We start from the raw sequence: 22,312 nt of genomic DNA, 5'->3' as shown, positions 1-22,312 counted from the left end.
CGGAAGTAGCGCAGGCCGAGATCGTAGGCGGCCTTCGGCTGGGTTTTCGCGGTTTGCTTGAGCGCGGCGATGCGCGGGTCCTCGCGGTCTTCCGCGTCGTCCTTTTTATAGGACACCTGATCTTTAGGGCGATCGGAACACCCGGTGTCGTCGCAGATCCGTACCGTGCCGGCGGTGACCGACGGATCCTGCGCGCACGCGGCCAACAGCAACAGCAGCCCCGGTGCGAGTAAACGGCGATACATGGGTATTTTCCTCACGTTTCATTGGCGCCGTATTGCTTCGCGCGCTCGCCCGCGAGCATGCCCCGGCCGGTGCGGGGTGCGGCGAACATCGTCCGCGGGCCCGCGTACCAAGGTTCTCTCAGGTTCTCTTTTCGTCTTGAAACATCGTTGCAGCGGCTGATACGGCGGAAAACTGCTCGCGGGAACCTGCCCCCGTTCTGTCTCTTTAATCCACTCAATATCGATCGCTGCTTTCTGGGCTCAAATGATACATATCGGTCTATCCAATAGTCAAGACGACTCGATAACCGCCTCGTCAGCGAAGACTGGCGGGGCAGAACTGCCGTCAAACAGATCCGGGAAGCCGATTTCATCGACCGGCATGATGCTAGAATAATCGGTCTATGCCGTTGAAATATCGAGGAGGAAGCCGTTCGTGCGAGCCAACAAACGCCAACTGGTGGTAGACAAAGCGACCGAACTGTTCTCCAGGCACGGATTCCACCCGGTGGGCGTCGACTGGATCATCGACGATTCCGGTGTCGCCCGAATGACGCTGTACCGGCATTTCGCGAGCAAGGACGAGCTGATCCGCGAAGTGCTGGTGCAGCGCTACGACCTGATCGTCGGCAGCATCGCCGCGCAATTGCAGCACGTCGTCGATCCGGTCGAGCGCGTCAAGACCATCTTCGACTGGTACGCAGCCTGGTTCAGGACACCTGAATTTGCCGGCTGCCTGTTCGAGCGTGCGCTGGCCGAATTCGGCACCGCTTATACACCGATCTCGGATGTCGCGATCCGCTATCGTCGCAAAATGGTCAAATGGATCGCCGAACTGATCGGAGCGCTCGTGCCGGCCGAAACCGCAAACCGGCTGGCGACCGTCTTCATGATGCTGCTGGACGGCGCCACGGTCGAAGCGCGGGCGTTCAACGACTCCGCGGCGGCCGCGCGCGCGTGGCAAGCCGCGCACGCCCTTCTCGACCAGGCGATGCACGCAACGGTCTCGGCCGCCGACGGTGCAGGTAGCCGGACGTAACGCCACGTCGCGCACCATCGTATTGCAGGCGAACCGAAACCGCGAGGCGCGGGAGGACGACATGCATGACCGGATGCGTTTGATCAGTTTCGCGCTGGGTGCGGCAATCGCGTGTGCCGGCTGCAAGTCGATAGATGTCAGCCGATACGAAATCCAGCACCGGGACCGGAACGGCCTCACGATCGTTGCGTACACCGCCGAAGATCTGGCGTCGTTCGACAATACGCTGTGGGCCCACCACGTCTACCTCCGCTACACCGTCACGCCGCTCACCATCCAAAAGCGATTCGATGTGAGCGCAACCGATATCGACGACTATCCGTTCTCTGCCCGGCGGCTCGACATCCACACCCGGTGCCCGATTCCCACGTCGGCGTTCTGCTCTTCCTGGTTCATCCCGTTCCATGATCGCGCGGGATTGTACGGTCTGGATTATCTGTCGGGACTCGATGCAAACGAACCGGCGCTCCTGAAGTTGCGCCTCGGCGGCGGAAGCATGGTCGGCGGCCGGCTGGTATCGAAGGAACAGACAATCAAGGTCGACGCGGGCAACACGGCGACGCCGAACGGACCGTAACGCCCGCCTGCGCCGCCCGCGCGCGCGTGGCAAGCCGCGCACGCCCTTCTCGACCAGGCGATGCACGCAACGGTCTCGGCCGCCGACGGTGCAGGTAGCCGGACGTAACGCCACGTCGCGCACCATCGTATTGCAGGCGAACCGAAACCGCGAGGCGCGGGAGGACGACATGCATGACCGGATGCGTTTGATCAGTTTCGCGCTGGGTGCGGCAATCGCGTGTGCCGGCTGCAAGTCGATAGATGTCAGCCGATACGAAATCCAGCACCGGGACCGGAACGGCCTCACGATCGTTGCGTACACCGCCGAAGATCTGGCGTCGTTCGACAATACGCTGTGGGCCCACCACGTCTACCTCCGCTACACCGTCACGCCGCTCACCATCCAAAAGCGATTCGATGTGAGCGCAACCGATATCGACGACTATCCGTTCTCTGCCCGGCGGCTCGACATCCACACCCGGTGCCCGATTCCCACGTCGGCGTTCTGCTCTTCCTGGTTCATCCCGTTCCATGATCGCGCGGGATTGTACGGTCTGGATTATCTGTCGGGACTCGATGCAAACGAACCGGCGCTCCTGAAGTTGCGCCTCGGCGGCGGAAGCATGGTCGGCGGCCGGCTGGTATCGAAGGAACAGACAATCAAGGTCGACGCGGGCAACACGGCGACGCCGAACGGACCGTAACGCCCGCCTGCGCCGCCCGCGCGAGACACCTGTGAAGCGGGCACGGCGATTGCGCCTGCTGCACTCCTCGGGAGGCGCGCCATCATGAACGACAACGATTTGCTTCAGCCCGAGCCGACGGAGCCGGACCCGAACGCCGTCACGTGGGTCCGCCGCCTCGGCCCCGGCCTGATCACCGGCGCCGCCGACGACGATCCTTCCGGCATCGGCACGTACTCGCAGGCGGGCGCGCAGTTCGCCTTCGAACTGCTGTGGGCGTTGTTGTTGACGTACCCGCTGATGACGGCCATCCAGTTGGTCAGCGCACGCATCGGCCGCGTGACGGGCAAGGGTCTCGCATCCAACATGCGCACGCACTACCCGCAATGGCTGCTGTACGCGACGGTCGTGCTGCTGATCACGGCCAACGTGATCAACATCGCGGCCGACTTGTCGGCCATGGGCGCGGCAGTCAATTTGTTGCTGCCCGGCCCGCAACAGCTCTACATCGTGTGCCTCGGCGGCGTGTCGGTCGTGCTGCAGGTTTTCGTCCCGTACGACCGCTACGCGCGATTGCTCAAATGGACGGCGCTGACGCTGCTGGCCTATGTCGCGGTCGCCCTCATCGTGCCCGTCGACTGGGCCGAGGTCGGTCGCGCGATCGTGATGCCGCATGCGCAACTGAGCGCCGCCTATCTGACCACGGTCGTCGCCGTGCTCGGCACGACCATCAGCCCGTATCTGTTTTTCTGGCAGGCGTCCCAGGAGGTCGAGGAATTGCGCGCCGCGCCGAACCAGCGGCCGCTGCGACGCATGCCGGGCCAGGCGCCCGCGCAGTTGCGCCGGATCAGCTTCGATACGTGGTTCGGCATGGGCGTGTCGAACGTGATCGCATTCTTCATCGTGCTGACGGCAGCGGCCACGCTCAACGCGCATCACATCGACGTCAAGACGTCGGCGGACGCCGCGCGGGCGCTCGAGCCGCTTGCCGGTCACTTCGCGTACGTGCTGTTCGCGCTCGGCATCGTCGGCACCGGCCTGCTCGCGCTGCCGGTGCTCGCGGGATCGGCCGCCTATGCGGCGGCCGGCACGTTTCGCTGGCGCAACAGTCTCGCGCTGCAGTTGGGCGTCGCGCCCGAATTCTATGCGGTGATCGTGTTGGCGATCGTCGGCGGAATCGCGTTCACGTTCATGCATTTCGACCCGATCCGCGCGCTTTACTGGAGCGCTGTCATCAATGGGGTGAGCGCCGTTCCGATCATGGTCGTGATGATGCTGATGGCGGGAAGCAAGCGAGTCATGGGCGAGTTTGCCGTCAGAGGCCCGCTTGCGTGGGGAGGATGGATCGCGACGCTCGCGATGGCGATCGCGGCGCTGGGCGTGTTCGTGCCCGGATAAAAGCCGCGGCGCGGAGGCCGCGAGCCGCTGCTCAGTCCGGCTCGCCCCCGCCCAGCGCGGCGCCGACCGCATCGCGCAGCACGTCCGCGAGCCGCTGGTTCTCGTCGATGCGGATCTGTTCGATCGCGACGTCCTCGGCGTTGCCGGTTCGGCGCGCCCATTCCTGGCGCTCGCGCGCAAAGATCATGCGCTCGTGAACCGCACGGATCGCCCCCCAGATCGCATCCTCCGCTTTCTGGGCTTCCGCGTCGTCGAGAGAAAGCGCGGAGAACGCATGCCCGGTGTGGCATCGGTATCGCAACGGACGATCGTCGCGCATGCGCCAGAGCACGCCGTGACAAGTAGGGCACGTGAGCGCCGAACGCGTGCCGATTTCGTCAAGCCGCCCGGGCTCGACGAGGCCCTCCTCAGCAATCCGGCTCTCGTGGTCCAGGTGGTCCAAGTCGCGCAAGTCTGCCATCTTTCGCCGCTCCTTCACACGTGCGCCGTAGACCGCTGCATGAATGGCCTGCGTCAGTTCTCCGGCCCTTGCGACCATATCGGCGCCCGCCGCGGCCAGTGCGCTGCGCGGCATCGACGGCGCTTCACATTCGTCGGGATCCTGAACGATACCGTACCCGCCCCGGGCGCGAATCGCCGCCAGGCCGGCCGCGCCATCATCGAGGTCGCCGCTGAGCACCACGCCGATCGCACCGGGCCCGTATTCGCGGGCGGCAGACCGGAACAGCGGATCGGCAGCCGGCCGGGTGAAGTTCTCGGCGGCCGTATCGAGCAGCCAAAGATTGCCGCCGCGCACGATCATGTGTCTGTCGGGCGGGGCCACGTAAATTCTGCCGGCCTGTGGCGGTTGCCCGTGTCGCGCCTCGCGTGCATCCAGCGCGCTCCATCGCGACAACAGCTCGGGCAGAATCGTCCGATGTCGACCAATGTGCTGCACGATGCAAATCGGCACCGGAAAGTCCGCGGCGATGCCCGCCACGAGGGTCCGGAGAACCGGGAGCCCGCCCCTGGACGATGCGACTACGACGATATCTCGACGATCCATAGACCCCCCTTTGCGGACACAGCCGCAAATCGGGTGCCTGAACCGCGATTCCGTCACTGGCGAACGCAGCCGGCGCAATGCGGGTCGAATGGCGATTGCCGCACATGCCGCGGCGGCGAGCCACGCCCGAACGACCCGCGACGCACGCTCGGGCCGTCGGCCGTCATCGGGTATCGCGACGCGTGTCGCCGAGTACCGCGAGCAACATCCCGAAATCGAGCGGTTTCGACAGATGGCTGTCGAAACCGGCCTCCGTCGCGGCCCGGACATCGTCCAGGCGATTGCGGCCGGTCAGCGCAACGGTCCGGAGCGTGGCCCACCGGGGATCGGCCTTGATCCGCCGAAGCAACTCGTAGCCATCCATGTCGGGAAGCCCGATGTCGGACACGATCGCGTCGACGGGCGCCTCCTGCAGCATCGTCAACGCCGCGGCTCCGCTTTTCGCGGCCTGGACCTCCGCCCCCGCCAGCTCCAGCAGCGCGGTGAGCGACATCGCCGTCTCCTGATCGTCCTCGACCAGCAGCACGCGCAGGCCGGCGATATTCCCGTCCGGCACGCCGCTGCCCGCAGACGCCGCGCGCTCGGTCGATGCGGCTGGCAGCCATACCGTCATCGTGGTGCCGGCCCCCGGGCCATCGGACATCGCGGCGATCCGGCCGCCGTGCATTTCGACGAGTTGCCGAACCAGCGCCAGCCCGATGCCGAGACCGCCCCGCGTCCTGTCCCGCGGCGCCTGCCGGAACATGTCGAAGACATGCGGAAGCGTATCTCCGTCGATCCCCTGCCCGTCGTCGATCACGTCGACGCGCAGCATCTTGCCCTCATGCACGAGACGCACGATGATCTGGCCGTGCGGTTGCGTGTACTTGAGCGCGTTGGACATCAGGTTCCAGAAAATCTGCTCGCATCGCACCGGATCGGCCAGCGCGATGGCCGGCTCCGTCGGCAGCTCCGTTTGCAAGACCAGGCCGCGTGCGTGCACGTCGACCTCGCAGGTATCCGTGATGCTGCGCAACATCGCCGTCAGGTCGACCCGGCCCAGCTCGAGCGCGAGCTTGCCGGTCTGGATGCGCGACAGATCGAGCAGGTCGTCGATGATCTGCGCCTGTGCGCGCACGGCCTGCCGAATCGAATCCGCGGCTTCGCGCACGGCGGGAATGTCGCGCGTCTCCGGCAGGCGCGGCAGCATTTCCGACTTGACGCCGATCAGGTTGAGCGGATGCCTCAGCTCGTGGGACAGCACCGCAATGAACTCGTCCTTCAGCTGATTCGAACTGAGCGCCTGCTCGCGGGCCGCCTGTTCCCGCGCGAGCGCTTCGCGGTTCGCGTCGTCGCTCTGCTTGCGCAGCGTCATGTCGCGCACGATCTTCGCGAAGCCGTTGAACGACGTATCCGAAATCGGCGTGACGACGCCGCTACAGAAAATCCGTCGCCCGTCCTTGGTCCGGTGCCAGCGTTCGTCGTCCGCGCGCCCTTCGCGGGTCGCGATGTCGCGCTCGCGCATCGGCACGAGCGCCTGCCGGTCGCTCGGCTCGTAGATCAGCTCGACGTCCTGGCCGATCATCTCTTCTTCCGTATAGCCGAATATGCGCTCCGCACCGGCGTTCCAGCTCACGATGGACCCGTTGCCGTCCTGGATGATGATCGCGTAGTCCTTGGTCGATTGCGCGACCAGACGCAGGCGCTGCTCGCCCGCCCGCGCCGCCTCTTCCGCGTGATGCCGGTCGGTGATGTCGATCAGCGTGATCACCGCGCCGTCGATGTGATCGTCCGCCGTCCGGTAGGGCAGCAACCGCATCAGATACCACCGGCCGGCCTCGCTCTCGATCTCGCGCTCGATCAACCGCAGCGACTGAAACGACTGCCGGACATCGTCGGCCAGCGTCGGATACCGCAGTGCGTGAGTAATGTGAAATAGCGATCTGCCCAGGTCCGTATCGATCAGGTTGAAAATCGCGGTGGCGTTGGGCGTAAACCGCTTGACCCGGATTTCCTTGTCGACGAACACGGTCGCGATCTCGCTCGACGCGATGATGTTGTGGAGGTCGTCGTTCGCTTTCGCGGTGTCTTCGATCCTTGCCTGCATTTCGGCGTTGGCCGTCGTCAACTCCTCGTTGACCGACTGCAGTTCCTCCTTGCTGCTTTCCAGTTCCTCGCTCGTGGAGCGCAGCTCTTCGTTGATCGCCTGCAGCTCCTCGTTCGACGCCTTCAATTCCTCGACGGACGTTTCGTACTGCTCGATGATCGTCGCAAGTTGCTCGCGGCTGTGCTGCAGTTCCTGTTCGAGCTGGGCCAGAACCGGATCCTGCCCGCTCGTCTCGACCTGATCCTCCTCGGTCATGCGGCCGGCCACCTCGTCGAACACGATGAGCAGGAATTCCGCATTCGCGACCTTGTCGTGAAACGGCCTGACCGTCATGTTGATCCACGACACGCGGGCGTCGTGCGCCCACTTCACCCGGCGCGCCTCCACGCTCGTGCCCGTTTGCAGCGCACGGAAAATCGCGGTGCGCAGATCGAGCCGCAGATCCGGCAGCACCAGCGTCATGATGTTGCTCGACAGTTCGCCGCCGACGTGCCGCAGGAACCGGCCGGCGTTATCCGACAGATGAACGACGTTCGATTCCTTGTCGATGATGACGCTCGGCGGCGAATACGTTTCGAGCGCGCGCTGATGGAGCTCCGAATAGGAGAAGTTGCGCTGTGCCGGGCTGGCCGGCACCCGCAACGGCGGCTGCGGCGCGGCCCGCTCGTCGGATGCGCCGGATTCGACCTGGAACAGCGGCGGAAAGCCCGTGGCCGGCTTCGCGCGATGCGTGACGACGCGTGCGCGGTAGATCCGGCGTTTCTTGTCCACGACGGCAAACAGATCGTCCGCCGCATCGGCCGATTCCGCGGTGCCGAGAAACAGGTAGCCGTTGGGGCGCAACGCGAAATGGAACAGCTCCAGGATTTGCCGCTGCACCGCCCGCTCGAGATAGATCAGCACGTTGCGGCACGAGATCAGGTCGAGATGCGAGAACGGTGGATCGCGCAGCAGGCTGTGCGCCGCGAACAGGATGCGTTCGCGCACCGCCTTCGCGATCACGTAGTGCGCGCCTTCCCGCGTGAAATACCGCTGCAGCAGCGGGGCGGGCACATCGCTCGCGATCGACAGCGGGTAGGAACCGGTCCGCGCGCGGACGATCGCCGCTTCGTCGATATCGGTCGCGAAGACCTGGATGGCCTGGCTCGACATCGCGGCCTCGCGCGCCCGCGCCAGCAGCAGCGAGATCGAGTACGCCTCCTCGCCCGTCGCGCATCCGGCCACCCACACGCGTACCTGCTCCTCGCCGGACTCCGACGCGAACAACGAGCCGATCACTTCCCGTTCGAGGAAATCGAAGGCTTCTCGATCGCGGAAGAACTGGGTCACGCCGATCAGCATGTCAGCCAGCAGCGCGTTCGCTTCTTCCGGCGTGGCCCGCAGGAAATCCCGGTACGCGAGGAGATCGCGCTGGCCGTTGACCTGCATACGCCGCTCGATACGCCGCAGCACGGTCGCCCGCTTGTACAGCCTGAAATCGTGGCCCGTGCGTACCCTCAGGTGCATCAGAATGTCGGAGAGCGCGCGTTCGGGATCGTTGATCGTCGGCCGATCGACGTGGTGCAGCGATTGCGCGAATTCGAGGCTCTGCTGTTCGATGCGGCGCGCATTCGACCAGAGTTCGAGCAACCGTTGCGGCATCTCGGCCGCCGGCAGCACGATATCGACGCGGGCCATCGCAATCGCGTGCTGCGGCATCTCCGCGTGCTCGGCGTCGTCCGGCGTCTGCGCGAGCGTAATGCCGCCCGCCTCCTTGATGCGGCTCAAGCCCGCTGCGCCGTCGGAGCCGGTGCCGGACATCACGATGCCGATCGCGCGCCAGTCGTGCGCGTCCGCCAGCGTCCGAAAGAAGTGATCGATCGTGAACGGAATCTCGTCGGACGGGTCCCGGCTGCGGCAACGAAGGCAACCGTCCGACATCTCGAGCTGCATGCCCGGTGCGATCACATAGATGTGGTTTTTCTCGATCGGTACCGTGGACGTCACCTGATGCACCGACATGCCCGTCGTGCGCTGCAGGACCGTGTCCATATGACTGACCTGTTCCGGCGCGAGATGGACGACGACGACGAACGCCATGTCCATGCCCGTCGGCGCGCTCTCGAAAAAGGTCTGCAAGGCCATCGTACCGCCTGCCGACGCACCGATGCCCACGACCGGAAACGACAGATCGCTCTTCAACGTCGCGGGCGACAGAGGCCGCTCCTTGTGCGCAGGCGCTTGCCGTGCCATTGAATTCTCCTGATGGTGTTGCGGAACATCGTGTGCCTGGCGCCGATCGGTGCCGGGTCGCGTCGCGCTCGTCCGGTCGCGCCACGATCCCGCGCGTGATACTTCCCCCTGAGCTTTCATCTGCAATTGTACGGCACCGGCAAGCGCGACCGAGCGCCTGACGGAAGGCTTGCAATCCTCGTGCAGGGAGCGTCACGCCCGCACACGGGTGTGTCACCGGGGCGTCATTCGTGCCGACATACCATCCACATCGGTTGGCGAAACGCGATGCTTCCCATCGATCGCCAGCGGGAACGAATCATGCTCGTGCGTCGGCCCGTCGAATTCAATTTATTTCCTTTGACGGATGCCGTATTACCGGCGAATATTCGCGTCGATCAAGCGGTTAGTACCGCTCAGGAACTACACGAAACGATGCTCGCCTGCGCAATCGGGGACGTTACGCTGCTTCGCCAACAGATACTTGATCGAAGGGGAAGAAATGACGCCGTTTTCCCAGGATGTGAGCATCAAGCAAACCGCCGCCGTCTCCAAGGCAGCCACGCCGTCGCCCGTTTTCTGGCAAGCGGGGCCGATCGTCGAAGCCGCTCCGCCCGAGCCGAAATCCGCGACGCCGGACCTGCGCGATTTCTTCGCCGCCGCCGCGCTGCAGGGCCTGCTGTCGCGTGACGCCGGGCGCAACGTGTCGACGATCGCCGACTACGAATTGAAGCGCGCGGTCAGCGCCTATCGGCTCGCCGACGAAATGCTGAAAGCAAGATGACCGGCATGCCGGCCGGCGCGCGCCTGGCGTCATCCGGTTCGCGCGTCATCGCGGAGAACATGGCCTGCCACGATCGTCCGGACGCTGACGCTCCGGCCATTCAGGTGCAGCCCAACCGCAACGCCATCGCGCCGATCGGCCCGGCCAGCAACACGGCATGTCCGTCGCCGCGCGTCGCCATTCACGAAACGCACGTCACGCGCCGGCGTGACACGGCCTATGCAGCCGAAATGACAACCGCTTGAAAATCCGGCGACGCCGACCGCGGGTCACGCGACGCGCGCCCGGGTCGCCGCCATCACTGCCGTGTTCGCATGCGGCGCCTTGCATCGGGGGCAGGCAGCGTCGCCCGCGAGACGCTGCCCGTCGCGAGCCGATCGCACGATCGCTGCTTCGTCGCCCGGCGCGGGTCCATGTCCGCGCCGACTCTCGCCAGTCGGCACGATGCACGCGTGCCGCACGACGAACCGCACCAGCACCCACGAAAAGCCACACCTGTCGCGGCCCCCATCGGCCGGCATCGCGCATGCCCGGTATCGTCGGCCGACCATGGGATCGATTCATGCTGTTTCCACCGGGCGAATGTCGCGCAACCCTTTCAACGGAGATGCCATGTTCATCCACAACACACGGCTTCAGTACACGGTGCGCGTGGGCGCGCCGAATCCCGGACTCGCCAACCTGCTGCTCGAGCAGTTCGGCGGCCCGCAGGGCGAGCTCGCCGCCGCGATGCGCTATTTCACGCAGGCGATCACCGAAGAGGATCCCGGCCGCAAGGACATGCTGCTCGACATCGCCACCGAGGAGCTGAGCCACCTCGAAGTGATCGGCTCGATGGCCGCGATGCTGAATCGCGGCGCCAAGGGCGAGCTGGCGGAAGCGGTCGACGAACAGGCCGAGCTGTACCGCAAGCTGCACGGCGCGGGCAACGACAGCCACGTGACGCAGGTGCTGTACGGCGCGGGCGCACCGTTGACCAATTCGGGCGGCGTGCCGTGGTCGGCCGCGTACATCGACACGATCGGCGAACCGACGGCGGACCTGCGCTCGAACATCGCGGCCGAAGCACGCGCGAAGATCATCTACGAGCGGCTCATCAACGTGACCGACGATCCGGATATCCGCGACGCGCTCGGCTTCCTGATGACGCGCGAGGTGTCGCACCAGATGTCGTTCGAGAAAGCGCTGTACGCGATCACCGCGAACTTCCCGCCGGGCAAGCTGCCGCCGAAGGCGCCGTACGATCACGTGTACTTCCGGATGCAGCCGGACGCGGCGCCGCTGGTCGGACCATGGAACCACGGCGGCGAACTCGAAATCCGCCCCGCCGAACCCGCGGTCGACGGCGGCAGCGGCATTGCGGAAGGCATGCTCGACGCGCAGCAAGCGGACGCCATCGAGGCGATGGCGCAGCGACTCGCATCCGATCCGGACAGCGACCCGGTGACGGGTGCCGAGCTCGGCGCGGGTCCGCCGGCTCCCCAGGGCCGCAAGCCGGGCAAGCCGGACGGCGCCTGAGTCGCGGCTTCCCGGCGCGAGACGGCGATGCCGACGCGCCGGCGCAGCGACAGGAGGCGCGCCGGATGCGTCGTCGGACGGGCGGACGGGCGAACGCGCGTTCGGCGTACGTCACTCGCCTGCTTCGCCGGGCCCGGTCTGGTCCGTCTGATCGGCCATCAGGTACTGGATGACCAGCGTCGGATCGGCGATGTCGAGGATCAGGCGGCGCATCACGCGCTTGCGCATATGATCGTCATCCAGCGTCCACGGCCCGGCCGCGTCGCCCAGATAGCGGCCGATCGCGACGCGATGATCGCCTTCCGGCGGCAGGCCGAGCCGCGCGGCGAGCAGGCCGGCGATGACGTCGTCGAGTTCGACGTGCAGCGGCCTGGAATCGATCGAAAGTTCGAGCTTCATGGTCGGTTTCGCAAACATGAAAAGGCGGCGCGGCGCCCCCCGTTGTCGCGCGCGCCGGGAAAAGCCGCTCCGGCCAGCGGCTGTGCGACGATCGCAGGCAAGCCTGCGATGCGGGTCAGTAGCCGAGTTCGGGCGCGGGAGCCGGCTCGGCGCCGTCTTCTTTCGGCGCTTGCGCGACGGTCGCATCGGTCGTCAGCACGAGGCTCGCGATCGACGCGGCGTTCTGCAGCGCGGTACGCGTGACCTTGGTCGGGTCGACCACGCCCGCGTCCACCAGATCGCCGTACTCGCCGGTCGCCGCGTTGTAGCCGAAGTTCCCGGTGCCTTCGAGCACCTTCGAGACCACGACCGACGGTTCGTCGCCCGCATTGGCCGCGATGATGCGCAGCGGCGCCTCCAGCGCGCGCAGCACGATCCGGATGCCGGCGTCCTGATCCGCATTCGCGCCCCGGATGTCCGACAGCGCCGCGCGCGCACGCAGCAGCGCGACGCCGCCGCCCGGCACGATGCCCTCCTCGACCGCGGCGCGCGTCGCATGCAGCGCATCGTCGACGCGATCCTTCTTCTCCTTCATTTCGACCTCGGTGACCGCGCCGACCTTGATCACCGCCACGCCGCCCGCGAGTTTCGCGACACGCTCCTGCAGCTTCTCGCGATCGTAGTCGCTCGTCGCTTCGTCGATCTGCACGCGAATCGACTTCACGCGCGCGTCGATGCGCGCTGCGTCGCCCGCGCCGTCGATGATGATCGTATCGTCCTTGCGCACCTCCACACGCTTCGCACTGCCAAGATCCTCGAGCGTGGCCTTGTCGAGCTGCTTGCCGGTTTCCTCCGAGATGACAGTCGCACCGGTCAGGATCGCGAGATCCTCCAGCATGGCCTTGCGCCGGTCGCCGAAACCCGGCGCCTTGACGGCGGCGACCTTCAGGATGCCGCGCATCGAATTCACGACGAGCGTCGCGAGCGCTTCGGCCTCGACATCCTCGGCGACGATCAGCAGCGGCTTGCCGGCCTTGGACGCCGCTTCGAGAATCGGCAGCAGGTCGCGGACACTGGAAATCTTCTTGTCGTGCAGCAGAATCAGCGCATCGTCGAGATAGGCCGCCTGCTTCGCCGGATCGTTGATGAAATACGGGCTCACGTAACCGCGATCGAACTGCATGCCTTCGACCACGTCGAGTTCGTTCTCCAGCGACTTGCCGTCCTCGACGGTGATCACGCCGTCCTTGCCCACTTTCTCCATCGCGTCGGCGATGATCTTGCCGATCGCATCGTCCGAGTTCGCGGAAATCGCGCCGACCTGCGCGATTTCCTTGTGCGTCGAAATCGGCCGGGACAGCTTGCGCAGCTCGTCGAGCACCGCGCCGACGGCCTTGTCGATGCCGCGCTTCAGATCCATCGGGTTCATGCCGGCCGCGACGTGCTTCATGCCTTCCTGTACGATCGCCTGCGCGAGCACGGTGGCGGTGGTCGTCCCGTCGCCGGCCACGTCGGCCGTCTTGGACGCGACCTGCTTGACGATCTGCGCGCCCATGTTCTCGAAGCGGTCCTTCAGCTCGATTTCCTTCGCGACCGACACGCCGTCCTTCGTGATCACGGGCGCGCCGAAGCTGCGTTCGATCACGACGTTGCGGCCCTTCGGGCCGAGCGTCACCTTCACCGCGTCGGCCAGCACGTTCACGCCCTTGACGATCTGCTGGCGGGCGCCATCGCGGAATTTCACGTCTTTTACGGTCATTTTCTTGCTCCGGATACAGTCGTTGAACGAGATGCCGCGCGCATCGGGCACCTACCCGTGCGACGCGGTCGAATCGGTATTCAGGCCGCTTTCCTGGCAGCCTGAGATTCGGGTTCGAGTACGCCCATGACGTCCTCTTCGCGCATCACGAGCAGTTCCTCGCCGTTCACCTTCACGGTCTGGCCTGCATATTTGCCGAAGAGAACCTGGTCGCCGACCTGGAGCTGCAGCGGGCGCTGCGAGCCGTCCTGGAGCAGCCGGCCGCTGCCGACCGCAATCACTTCACCCTGCTCGGGCCGTTCGGCCGCCGAATCGGGAATCACGATGCCGGAGGCTGTCGTCCGTTGCTGTTCGATTCGCTTGACGATAACCCGGTCGTAGAGGGGACGAATCTGCATTTTCATCTCCTGAGCGATGAGATCACCTGGAAAAGGGAATCCGCCAGCACCTGCACGCGCGAAGGCTGCGGCGCGCCGGCGTGCCATCGATTGGCGAAAAGCGAAATAGTGGCGCGGCAAGCGCGCTTCAAGAGGGCGACGAAAGCGCATATGTAACAAAATGTTTCAAGCCGAAAACCGCGCTCGTCCGGCCGCCGCGCGTCTCGCGATGCCGCGCGACGAGCGCCTGTGCGGCCTCGACGGTCGCCGCGCCGGGCCGCGCGAATCGTCGCAAAACGGCGCTTGAAATCCGCGCTTGCCATCCTATTTTGGTATCGCTCAAGCAGCCGCGGCTTACGCGCTGCGTGTTTCGATTTGTTTGTCAGCGAGGCCTCTCGCGGATCGACGAACTGGAGCGCGTGGTCCGGTTCGTCCTCCGTGCGAGGTCCAACCGGGAGCGAATCATGAACGATCCTTTCCTCACCTCCGATCGACTGACGGAAGGCGGCCGCCGGCCACGACGCGTCGTCCGCGTCGTCGCGGGTCTGTCGGCCGGCCTGCGGGTCGCGCGCAACGGCAACGGTCGCTTCGCGCCGATCGGTGCCCGAGTACGCGCCGCGCGCAAGCCGCTCGCGTTACGTCGCATCGACCCACCCGCCGCGATCGGTCGACCGAAGCTGCCGCGCCGTCGAGTCGCCACCCGTGGACGCGCGCTGCACCATATTTCGTTTTTCTTCGCGACGCCTGCCAGCGGCGGTGCCGTGCGCGACGGGAGGCGGCCATGCTGAGCCCGCACGAATTCGCGACGCTGATGCTGGTGTACGAGGCGCCGGATCAGCTCGACATGAATCGCGCCGAACTCGATGCGTTGCTCGAACGACAACTCGTCATGCTCGAACATGCCGCTCCCGGCCGTCGGCGCGCATATCTGACGAAGAAGGGCCGATCGATCCTCCACGCGCTCGGAGCCGATACCGGTTTCCGCCGCAGCCAGGAGGCGGCGGCAGAGCGCGACGGTCGGCATGCTGCGCCCGTGTCGCTCTCGGACGAGGCCGGATGACGCGAGGGCCGGGGCAGCAGCGCGGTGCCGTCGCCAGGCCAGCGGTGGACCATTCCCTCCGCTTCGTGGAAGCGGATCGACGGCTCGGCCTCGCCGGCCAATCACGCGAGGCCGACCGGAGGACGTTCTGGTTTATCATCGACGCGTTCCTACGCGTAGCCAGCACTGCCCGCAATCGGCGAGCACGTCGATATCGTCGATAGCCGGAAGGACGGATCGGCGTGTCTGACTTGCCGATCGCCCGCGGCAAATTCGCGATACTTCCATCTCGACGAACTCGCTACTCCGCCGCCGCTTGGTCTCCGGGAATGATCGCGAACCGCGACCAACATCCGGCACATAATCAACAAAATGAGCGATTTGAAAAGCGAAGTCTCTCGTGAGGCACTGCATGTCCCCGATCCGTCCCGTCGTCGCTCGCTGATCGCCGCCTGCGGCGCGCACGCCGTACACGACGGGCTGACCGACGTCATTTACGTACTGCTTCCGATCTGGCAGGCCCAGTTCGCGCTCAATTACGCTCAAATCGGCTTGTTACGCGGGCTCTATTCCGGCGTGATGGCGAGTTTTCAGTTGCTTGCGAGCCAGGCAGCGCGACGATGGGGGCGCGAGCGCATGCTGGTGGCCGGGACCGCCCTCGCGGGCATTGCCTACCTGATCGCCGGTCAGGCCGGTGGGCTGACGGTACTGCTGATCGCGCTGGCGCTGGGCGGCCTGGGCGCCAGCACGCAGCATCCCCTGGCATCGTCGATGGTCACCGATTCCTACGAGGCAGGCGGAGGCGTGAAGGAGGCGCTGGCCCAATACAACTTCTCCGGAGACATCGGCAAGACGCTGATACCAGGCCTGATCGGCCTTCTGTTGACGGTCGTGACGTGGCGCACCGGCGCCACGCTGATCGGCCTGCTGGGCGTGGTTTCGGCGGGCCTGATGTGGTGGCTGATTCCGTCGCGCGACTCGTCACGCACGGCACGCGACAAGACGCCGAAAGCGGCCTCCGGTAGCGGTTCGTCCGGCGGCTTGCGTGCGCTGCTCGCGACCGGCACCCTCGACAGTGCCGTGCGGATGGGCTTTCTGACGTTTCTGCCGTTCCTGCTCAAAAGCAAGGGGGCCGGCACGGCCGGTATCGGTCTAGCGCTCACGTTGCTGTTCGTGGGCGGTGCGTTCGGCAAGCTGTTCTGCGGCTATCTGGGCGCACGCATCGGGATGATGAAGACGGTGTGGCTCACGGAGTCCGCCACGTCGCTGCTGATCGTGCTCGCCGTGTTCTCGCCGCTCTTCGCGATGATGGCGATGCTGCCGCTGCTTGGACTGGCGCTGAACGGAACATCGTCCGTGCTCTATGGCGTCGTGCCGGAACTGGCCGGTGTCGGCAAGCGCGAGCAGGCGTTCGCGTTGTTCTATACGGGTACGATCGGCGGCGGCGCGCTGTCGCCGATGCTTTTCGGCCGTCTCGGCGACATCGCGGGCGTCCCGACCGCGCTGCTCGCGCTGGCCTCGATCCTGCTGTTGACACTGCCGTTGTCGTGGTACGTGCAGAAGGGCCTGGAAGCCTAGCCGGCCGCACCTAGCCGGCCGCGGCCGACCTGACGAACTCGATGAACTGCCCGACGCAGGTCGACGAGAACGGCTCGGACCATGTGACGACCAACTCGAGAACATGCGGCGTCGCCAGCGGCACGTAGGCGACGCCCGAGCGTCGTAGCGTCGACGTGAAGCCGGGCACGATGGCGACGCCGCGTTCCGCTGCCACCAGCGACACCAGCGTCGTCATCTGCGATGCGGTAGGCCCTATCTGCGGCGCAACGCCCTCCTGGGCGCACAGATCCTCGAGCGCCGCATTCAGCGCGGAACCGTAACCCGCCGGGAACGTGACGAAATTCTCCTTGACGAGTTTGCTTGCCGGACATCGAGATCTTGTCGCCCAGGCCCGCGTATCCCAAGCAGGGGCCGACCCACACCGCGAACATTGAAAAGACACTAAAAAGTTGCGGTTCGCTCAGGATTTCCGTGGAAGTTGCCGGACCGTCGATTCCCCGCAAACCCTTCCCGGACATGGCTCGAACGGATTTCAGCCGCCCTGACCGGAACGCCGGCCAATCATCACGATTCATTTAACTTTCCGTGAGGACTTCGACACCGGCCGCCACCTACGATGGGCGCATGTTTTCAGGACCCGCTTCCAGGAGCCCATCATGCCCACCCGCAGACACCTGCTGTTCGCCGGCGCCACCGGCCTCGCCGCGCTCGCGGCGCTGTCGTCCGCCGGCCGCCGCGCGCTGGTCGGCCGCGCGTTCGCCGCGCCGCCGGCCGGCTCGCCCAAAGCCGCTCCTTTCGAGATCACGCACAGCGACGCCGAATGGCATCGCCGGCTCACGCCCGCCCAATACACGGTCCTGCGCGAAGCCGGCACCGAACGGCCGTTCAGCAGCCCGCTGAACGACGAGCACCGGCACGGCACGTTCGCGTGCGCCGGCTGCGACCTCGCGCTGTTCTCGTCGGCCACCAAGTTCGACAGTCATACGGGCTGGCCGAGCTTCTGGAAACCGCTCGACCACGCAGTCGGCACCGACACCGACGCGTCGTTCGGGATGGTCCGCACCGAGGTGCACTGCCGCCGCTGCGGCGGCCATCTCGGCCACGTGTTCGACGACGGCCCGGCGCCGACCGGCCTGCGCTACTGCATGAACGGCGTCGCGCTCGCCTTCCACCCGGCCGCCGCCTGACCAGGCCCCACTCCCGTCCGACTGGAGAACGCACCATGCTGCTCATCGTCCTTGCCTATCTCGGCGGCGTGCTCACGATCCTGAGCCCGTGCATCCTGCCCGTGCTGCCGTTCGTGTTCGCGCGCGCCGACCAGCCGTTCGTGCGCACCGGCCTGCCGCTGCTCGCCGGCATGGCGCTCACGTTCGCCGTCGTCGCGACGCTCGCCGCCGTCGGCGGCGGCTGGGTCGCGCAGGCCAACCAGGCCGGCCGCTGGATCGCGATCGTGCTGCTCGCGGTGTTCGGCCTGACGTTGCTGATGCCGCGCTTCGCGGAACACCTGACGCGCCCGCTCGTCGCCGCCGGCAACCGGCTCACCGGGTTCGCGCAACGCGACGGCCGCCCGGCCGGCCCGGCGTCGTCGCTGCTGCTCGGCGTCGCGACGGGCCTGCTGTGGGCGCCGTGCGCCGGCCCGATCCTCGGCCTCGTGCTGACCGGCGCCGCGCTGCGCGGCGCGAGCGTCGGCACGACGCTGTTGCTCGTCGCGTATGCGGCCGGCGCGGCGACGTCGCTCGGCGTTGCGCTCGTGATCGGCGGCAAGGTGTTCGCCGCGATGAAGCGCTCGCTCGGCGCCGGCGAATGGATCCGGCGCGGGATCGGCGCGGCGCTCCTGGCCGGTGTCGGCGCGATCGCGCTCGGTCTCGACACGGGCGCCCTCGCGCAACTGTCGACCGTCACCACCGGCGGGCTCGAAACGAAACTCGTCGACCGCCTCGGCGGACGCTCGAACGGCGCGCCGGCGGCACCGGCCGCGGCCGGTGCAGACGACAACGCGACGGGCAGTGCAATGATGGCCGCCGCAACAACCGATGGCGCGCAGGCCGGCGGCGCGATGATGCGTGCGGCCGGCGCCCCCGCGGCCGCGCTGCCGGTCGAAGGCACGCTGCCGTCGCTCGACGGCGCCGTGCAATGGCTGAACTCGCCGCCGCTGACGGCGGCCGGGCTGCGCGGCAAGGTCGTGCTGGTCGACTTCTGGACGTATTCGTGCATCAACTGCCTGCGCACGCTGCCGTACACGACCGCGTGGGCGCGCAAGTATGCGCCGTACGGGCTCGTCGTGATCGGCGTGCAAGCGCCGGAGTTCGCGTTCGAGCGCGACATCGGCAACGTGAAGAAGGCCGTGCACGACCTCGGCATCGACTACCCGGTCGCGATCGACAACGGCTATTCGATCTGGCGCGCGTTCAACAACGAATACTGGCCCGCGCACTACTTCATCGACGCGCAAGGACGGATCCGTCATCACCACTTCGGCGAAGGCGAATACGCGCAATCGGAACGCGCGATCCAGTCGCTGCTCGCCGAAGCCGGTCATCCGGACGCGCTGAACGTGCCGCTCGGGCTCGCCGGCGCGCCCGCGAAGGGTGCGCTCGCGGCCGCCGACAGCGTGGACGTCCGCTCGCCCGAAACCTATGTCGGCTATGCGCGCGCGGAAAGCTTCGCGTCGCCGGGCGGCGTCGTGCGCGACGCGGCGCACCGCTACGACGTGCCGGCCCGGCCGGATCTCAACGGCTGGGGCCTCGCGGGTACGTGGAACGTCGGCGCCGAACGCGCGTCGCTCGCCGCGCCGGATGGCCGGATCGTCTACCGCTTCCATGCGCGCGATCTGCATCTCGTGCTCGGCCCCGGCACGAACGGCCGGCCCGTCCGCTTTCGCGTGACGCTCGACGGCGCGGCGCCCGGCGCCGCACATGGCGCCGACGTCGACGCGCAGGGCTACGGCACCGTCACCGGCCAGCGCCTGTACCAGCTCGTCCGACAGCCCGGCGCGATCGCCGATCGCACGTTCTCGATCGAGTTCCTCGATCCGGGGGTCGATGCGTATGCATTCACTTTCGGTTGATCGCGGCTGCCGCATTTCTGGACACATTTCTCGACGCATGTCGAAGGAGCAAAAGATGAACCCGATCCCTATTCGCGATGCCGCCGCACGACGGCGTGCGGCCATGCTGCGCCGCATCGGCGCCATCGCCGTCGCGGCAGCCGCCGTGTTCGGCTACCAGCGCATCGTCAATTCCGCCGAGCCGATGCGCACCGTGCCCGCGCCGGCGCTCGACGAAACGCCCGGCGCGTCGCACGACGAGACGGCCGTGCTCGCCGGCGGCTGCTTCTGGGGTGTCCAGGGCGTGTTCGAGCACGTGAAGGGCGTGAAGCAGGTCACCGCAGGCTATGCGGGCGGCGCGTCCGAAACCGCGCACTACGCGCTGGTCGGCTCGGGGCTGACGGGGCACGCGGAATCGGTGCGCATCGTCTACGACCCGACCCAGATCACGTACGGCCGGCTGCTGCAGGTATTCTTCTCGGTCGCGCACGATCCGACCGAACTGAACCGGCAAGGCCCCGACGAAGGCTCGCAGTACCGGTCCGCGATCTTCCCGACCACCGCGCAGCAACGCGCGGTCGCGACCGCGTACATCGCGCAGCTCGGCGCCGCGCACGTGTTTCCGGCGCCCGTGGTCACGCGCGTCGAGGCGTACAAGGGGTTCTATCCAGCCGAGGCCTATCACCAGAACTACCTCGAACTGCATCCGGATGCGCCGTATATCGCGTTCAACGACCTGCCGAAGGTCGCCGGGCTGAAGCAGCGCTTCCCGGCGCTGTACCGTGCCGACGCGGTACTGTGGCGCGAAGCGCGCTCGTGAGCCGCTTGCGAGCCGCTCGCGACCACCGCCCGGCTGCGTGACGGGATGCCGCCCGCCGCACGGCCGCGGCGGCCCGCCCCGCCACGCACCGGCGGCTGCCCTCTTTGCGCCGCATCAACGAATCGGTGCGCGCGATGGCGGGGCAAACCCGCATCGCGTCCGCCGCGGCCGGCAACTTCGCGTAGACTTCTCCTGATCCTCGCCGCATGACGCGGCGTCCGGACCACCCGCCAAGCCAGGAGGCGTCACGCATGCGCGCAGTGCCCTTGCCTGACAGCAATACCCTCGAAGAACCGTCCACCGGCGCGGTCGTGCGCGACCTGCGCCGCGTGCCCATTCATCCGGATCACTGGTACCCGCTCGCGTGGTCGCGCGAGCTCAAGCGCGGCAAGACGCTCGGCGTGCGCTTCGCCGGCGACCCGATCGTGCTCGTGCGCACCGAATCGGGCGCCGTGTATGCGCTCGAAGATCGTTGCGCGCACCGCCAGGTGCCGCTGCACGCGGGCGTGGTGAGCGGCGAGACGCTGCGCTGCTGCTACCACGGCTGGACCTACGCGTGCGACAGCGGCCGCTGCGTCGACGTACCCTACCTCGGTCGCGAGCGCTTGCCCAACGGCGTGCGCGCGTATCCGTGTCGCGAAGCGCACGGGCTGATCTTCGTGTTCCCGGGCGATGCCACGCTCGCCGAAGCACGACCGTTCCCCACGCTCGAATCCGCGGACAACCGCGCGTACAAGACGCGCCGCTTCGGCCGCGAGGTCAAGTGCCACTACTCGTTCATGCACGAGAACCTGATGGACATGAACCATCAGTTCCTGCATCGCAAGCAGATGGGGCAGATGCGCGCGCGCTCGGTGGGCCGCCGCCGCGGCGACGACTGGGTCGAGGTCGACTACACGTTCGCGCGGATGGAAGGCAAGCAGCCGGTCGGCGAGGCGCTCGTGTTCGGTTCGAGCAAGAAGCCCGGCGACCAGGCCAACAAGAGCGTGATGACGGTGCGCACCGGCTATCCGTACCAGACGCTGCAGATTCGCTCGAGCGAAGGCACGCTCGTGATGGATCTGTGGATCGTCTACGTGCCGCTCGACGCCGAGCAGCGCACCAACCGCACGTTCGGGCTGCTGTCGATCCACAAGCCCGGCATCCCGTTCGCACTCGATCTCGCATGGCCGCTGCTCGTGTGGTTCACCGAGCGCATCTTCCGCGAGGATCGCTGGATCGTCGAACGCGAACAGGAAGCGCACGATCGCCAGGGCGCCGACTGGAACCACGAAGTGTTTCCGGTCATCAACGAGTTGCGCGACCTGCTGCGCCAGTGCGGCGCACGCACCGTGATCCCGATCCGCGACGCCCGCGACAGCGCGTAAGGCGCCGCCTGCGGCGCGCCGTTACAGCGTGAACGCGCCCGGCAGCAACGCGCGGGCCGTCGTGATCTCGACGGCCCCTTTCAGGTTGGCGAGAATCACTTCGATGTCGGGCTTGCCGATCTCGATGATCACCTGACGACATGCGCCGCACGGCGCGATCGGTCCGTCCGTGTCGCCGACGACCGCGAGCCGCGCGAAATCGCCCGGCCGATAACCGGCAGCGATCGCCGCGAACAACGCCGTGCGTTCCGCGCAATTGCACAGTCCGTACGACGCGTTCTCGACGTTGCAGCCGTGGAAAACCGTCCCGTCGCGCGCCTGCAGCGCCGCGCCGACCTTGAAGCGCGAATACGGCGCATACGCGCGGTCGCGCGCCGCCTTCGCCTGTTCGATCAGTTCGTCTCGTTCCATCGAGGTCTC

The 22,312-nt window shown here is 66.7% G+C and carries 20 protein-coding genes and 2 pseudogenes; 14 read left to right on the top strand and 8 right to left on the bottom strand.

Annotation, left to right across the window (positions count from 1 at the left end):
* Positions 1–245, bottom strand: a pseudogene (locus WT53_RS13010) (sel1 repeat family protein); the annotation flags it as partial.
* A gap of 415 nt (positions 246–660) precedes the next feature.
* Between WT53_RS13010 and WT53_RS13005 the strand changes: the two are divergent.
* From WT53_RS13005 to WT53_RS12990, 4 genes are all read left to right on the top strand, one after another.
* On the top strand, positions 661–1,263 hold the full coding sequence (locus tag WT53_RS13005) for a TetR/AcrR family transcriptional regulator (RefSeq protein WP_060260174.1): 603 nt from the start codon (positions 661–663) through the stop codon (positions 1,261–1,263).
* Complete coding sequence (locus WT53_RS13000) at positions 1,244–1,840, top strand: hypothetical protein (protein ID WP_257127836.1); 597 nt, start codon at positions 1,244–1,246, stop codon at positions 1,838–1,840. Before WT53_RS13005 ends, WT53_RS13000 begins: the two co-directional genes overlap by 20 nt.
* 88 nt (positions 1,841–1,928) lie before the next feature.
* Entirely contained in the window at positions 1,929–2,525 is a 597-nt protein-coding gene (locus WT53_RS12995; RefSeq protein ID WP_257127836.1) for a hypothetical protein, read from the top strand.
* An 84-nt stretch (positions 2,526–2,609) separates the two neighbouring features.
* Entirely contained in the window at positions 2,610–3,902 is a 1,293-nt protein-coding gene (locus WT53_RS12990) for an NRAMP family divalent metal transporter (RefSeq protein WP_060260171.1), read from the top strand.
* A gap of 31 nt (positions 3,903–3,933) precedes the next feature.
* Here the strand turns inward: WT53_RS12990 and WT53_RS12985 are convergent, their stop codons facing one another.
* Both WT53_RS12985 and WT53_RS12980 read right to left on the bottom strand, forming a co-directional pair.
* Positions 3,934–4,947, bottom strand: coding sequence for a chemotaxis protein CheB (locus WT53_RS12985; protein ID WP_060260167.1), 1,014 nt, complete (start codon positions 4,945–4,947; stop codon positions 3,934–3,936).
* 163 nt (positions 4,948–5,110) lie between these two features.
* Entirely contained in the window at positions 5,111–9,265 is a 4,155-nt protein-coding gene (locus WT53_RS12980) for a CheR family methyltransferase (protein WP_059782498.1), read from the bottom strand.
* 481 nt (positions 9,266–9,746) lie between these two features.
* Here WT53_RS12980 and WT53_RS12975 point away from each other — a divergent pair, with 481 nt between their 5' ends.
* The 3 genes from WT53_RS12975 to WT53_RS12965 all read left to right on the top strand — a co-directional run bounded on the left by WT53_RS12975 (position 9,747) and on the right by WT53_RS12965 (position 11,546).
* On the top strand, positions 9,747–10,028 hold the full coding sequence (locus tag WT53_RS12975; protein WP_060260178.1) for a hypothetical protein: 282 nt from the start codon (positions 9,747–9,749) through the stop codon (positions 10,026–10,028).
* A complete protein-coding gene (locus WT53_RS12970) occupies positions 10,025–10,273 on the top strand; it encodes a hypothetical protein (protein ID WP_060260163.1) in 249 nt (82 codons plus the stop codon). The genes WT53_RS12975 and WT53_RS12970 overlap by 4 nt, the downstream gene beginning before the upstream one ends.
* 367 nt (positions 10,274–10,640) lie before the next feature.
* Positions 10,641–11,546 (top strand): manganese catalase family protein, encoded by a 906-nt coding sequence (locus WT53_RS12965; protein ID WP_034209413.1) that lies wholly within the window; start codon positions 10,641–10,643, stop codon positions 11,544–11,546.
* Positions 11,547–11,657: 111 nt separating this feature from the next.
* Here the strand turns inward: WT53_RS12965 and WT53_RS12960 are convergent, their stop codons facing one another.
* From WT53_RS12960 to groES, 3 genes are all read right to left on the bottom strand, one after another.
* Positions 11,658–11,945 carry a hypothetical protein gene (locus WT53_RS12960; protein WP_034209414.1) on the bottom strand — a complete coding sequence of 96 codons (288 nt, stop codon included), beginning with the start codon at positions 11,943–11,945 and terminating at the stop codon, positions 11,658–11,660.
* A 115-nt stretch (positions 11,946–12,060) separates the two neighbouring features.
* Complete coding sequence (gene groL / locus WT53_RS12955; RefSeq protein ID WP_034209516.1) at positions 12,061–13,683, bottom strand: chaperonin GroEL; 1,623 nt, start codon at positions 13,681–13,683, stop codon at positions 12,061–12,063.
* Between the two features lie 80 nt (positions 13,684–13,763).
* Complete coding sequence (groES, locus tag WT53_RS12950; RefSeq protein ID WP_034209415.1) at positions 13,764–14,081, bottom strand: co-chaperone GroES; 318 nt, start codon at positions 14,079–14,081, stop codon at positions 13,764–13,766.
* A gap of 80 nt (positions 14,082–14,161) precedes the next feature.
* On the opposite strand from groES, the gene WT53_RS34070 reads away from it, so the two are divergent.
* The 3 genes from WT53_RS34070 (at position 14,162) to WT53_RS12935 (ending at position 16,677) form a co-directional block, all read left to right on the top strand.
* Entirely contained in the window at positions 14,162–14,848 is a 687-nt protein-coding gene (locus WT53_RS34070; RefSeq protein WP_230624972.1) for a hypothetical protein, read from the top strand.
* Positions 14,842–15,120, top strand: a complete 279-nt coding sequence (locus WT53_RS12940) for a hypothetical protein (RefSeq protein WP_034209416.1) — start codon at positions 14,842–14,844, stop codon at positions 15,118–15,120. The genes WT53_RS34070 and WT53_RS12940 overlap by 7 nt, the downstream gene beginning before the upstream one ends.
* Positions 15,121–15,471: 351 nt before the next feature.
* Positions 15,472–16,677 carry an MFS transporter gene (locus tag WT53_RS12935; protein WP_060260160.1) on the top strand — a complete coding sequence of 402 codons (1,206 nt, stop codon included), beginning with the start codon at positions 15,472–15,474 and terminating at the stop codon, positions 16,675–16,677.
* 10 nt (positions 16,678–16,687) lie between these two features.
* On the opposite strand, the pseudogene WT53_RS12930 reads toward WT53_RS12935, so the two are convergent.
* Positions 16,688–17,044 (bottom strand): annotated as a pseudogene (locus tag WT53_RS12930) (LysR family substrate-binding domain-containing protein); the annotation flags it as partial.
* A gap of 271 nt (positions 17,045–17,315) precedes the next feature.
* On the opposite strand from WT53_RS12930, the gene msrB reads away from it, so the two are divergent.
* The 4 genes from msrB to WT53_RS12910 all read left to right on the top strand — a co-directional run bounded on the left by msrB (position 17,316) and on the right by WT53_RS12910 (position 21,892).
* Positions 17,316–17,846: a peptide-methionine (R)-S-oxide reductase MsrB gene (gene msrB, locus WT53_RS12925; protein WP_034209418.1), complete on the top strand. Its 531-nt coding sequence runs from the start codon at positions 17,316–17,318 to the stop codon at positions 17,844–17,846.
* A gap of 35 nt (positions 17,847–17,881) precedes the next feature.
* Positions 17,882–19,726, top strand: coding sequence for a cytochrome c biogenesis protein DipZ (locus tag WT53_RS12920; protein WP_034209419.1), 1,845 nt, complete (start codon positions 17,882–17,884; stop codon positions 19,724–19,726).
* A 55-nt stretch (positions 19,727–19,781) separates the two neighbouring features.
* On the top strand, positions 19,782–20,525 hold the full coding sequence (gene msrA / locus WT53_RS12915) for a peptide-methionine (S)-S-oxide reductase MsrA (protein ID WP_034209518.1): 744 nt from the start codon (positions 19,782–19,784) through the stop codon (positions 20,523–20,525).
* Positions 20,526–20,776: 251 nt separating this feature from the next.
* On the top strand, positions 20,777–21,892 hold the full coding sequence (locus WT53_RS12910; RefSeq protein WP_034209420.1) for an aromatic ring-hydroxylating dioxygenase subunit alpha: 1,116 nt from the start codon (positions 20,777–20,779) through the stop codon (positions 21,890–21,892).
* A 21-nt stretch (positions 21,893–21,913) separates the two neighbouring features.
* On the opposite strand, the gene WT53_RS12905 is transcribed toward WT53_RS12910, so the two are convergent.
* Positions 21,914–22,303 (bottom strand): cytidine deaminase, encoded by a 390-nt coding sequence (locus tag WT53_RS12905; RefSeq protein ID WP_027786232.1) that lies wholly within the window; start codon positions 22,301–22,303, stop codon positions 21,914–21,916.
* Between the last annotated feature and the right edge of the window lie 9 nt (positions 22,304–22,312).

The sequence above is a fragment of the Burkholderia sp. MSMB2157WGS genome, from assembly GCF_001532755.1.
Lineage (GTDB): Bacteria > Pseudomonadota > Gammaproteobacteria > Burkholderiales > Burkholderiaceae > Burkholderia.
Note: the sequence above shows the minus strand (reverse complement) of the source record. Positions and strands in the feature narration are given on the sequence as shown.

Excerpts from the sequence above, each read along its gene's own strand:
- WT53_RS12990 (WP_060260171.1), top strand. The coding sequence starts at position 2,610 with ATGAACGACAACGATTTGCTTCAGCCCGAGCCGACGGAGCCGGACCCG.
- WT53_RS12985 (WP_060260167.1), bottom strand. The coding sequence starts at position 4,947 with ATGGATCGTCGAGATATCGTCGTAGTCGCATCGTCCAGGGGCGGGCTC.
- WT53_RS12980 (WP_059782498.1), bottom strand. The coding sequence starts at position 9,265 with ATGGCACGGCAAGCGCCTGCGCACAAGGAGCGGCCTCTGTCGCCCGCG.
- WT53_RS12975 (WP_060260178.1), top strand. The coding sequence starts at position 9,747 with ATGACGCCGTTTTCCCAGGATGTGAGCATCAAGCAAACCGCCGCCGTC.
- WT53_RS12970 (WP_060260163.1), top strand. The coding sequence starts at position 10,025 with ATGACCGGCATGCCGGCCGGCGCGCGCCTGGCGTCATCCGGTTCGCGC.
- WT53_RS12965 (WP_034209413.1), top strand. The coding sequence starts at position 10,641 with ATGTTCATCCACAACACACGGCTTCAGTACACGGTGCGCGTGGGCGCG.
- WT53_RS12960 (WP_034209414.1), bottom strand. The coding sequence starts at position 11,945 with ATGAAGCTCGAACTTTCGATCGATTCCAGGCCGCTGCACGTCGAACTC.
- groL (WP_034209516.1), bottom strand. The coding sequence starts at position 13,683 with ATGACCGTAAAAGACGTGAAATTCCGCGATGGCGCCCGCCAGCAGATC.
- groES (WP_034209415.1), bottom strand. The coding sequence starts at position 14,081 with ATGCAGATTCGTCCCCTCTACGACCGGGTTATCGTCAAGCGAATCGAA.
- WT53_RS12940 (WP_034209416.1), top strand. The coding sequence starts at position 14,842 with ATGCTGAGCCCGCACGAATTCGCGACGCTGATGCTGGTGTACGAGGCG.
- WT53_RS12935 (WP_060260160.1), top strand. The coding sequence starts at position 15,472 with ATGAGCGATTTGAAAAGCGAAGTCTCTCGTGAGGCACTGCATGTCCCC.
- msrB (WP_034209418.1), top strand. The coding sequence starts at position 17,316 with ATGCCCACCCGCAGACACCTGCTGTTCGCCGGCGCCACCGGCCTCGCC.
- WT53_RS12920 (WP_034209419.1), top strand. The coding sequence starts at position 17,882 with ATGCTGCTCATCGTCCTTGCCTATCTCGGCGGCGTGCTCACGATCCTG.
- msrA (WP_034209518.1), top strand. The coding sequence starts at position 19,782 with ATGAACCCGATCCCTATTCGCGATGCCGCCGCACGACGGCGTGCGGCC.
- WT53_RS12910 (WP_034209420.1), top strand. The coding sequence starts at position 20,777 with ATGCGCGCAGTGCCCTTGCCTGACAGCAATACCCTCGAAGAACCGTCC.
- WT53_RS12905 (WP_027786232.1), bottom strand. The coding sequence starts at position 22,303 with ATGGAACGAGACGAACTGATCGAACAGGCGAAGGCGGCGCGCGACCGC.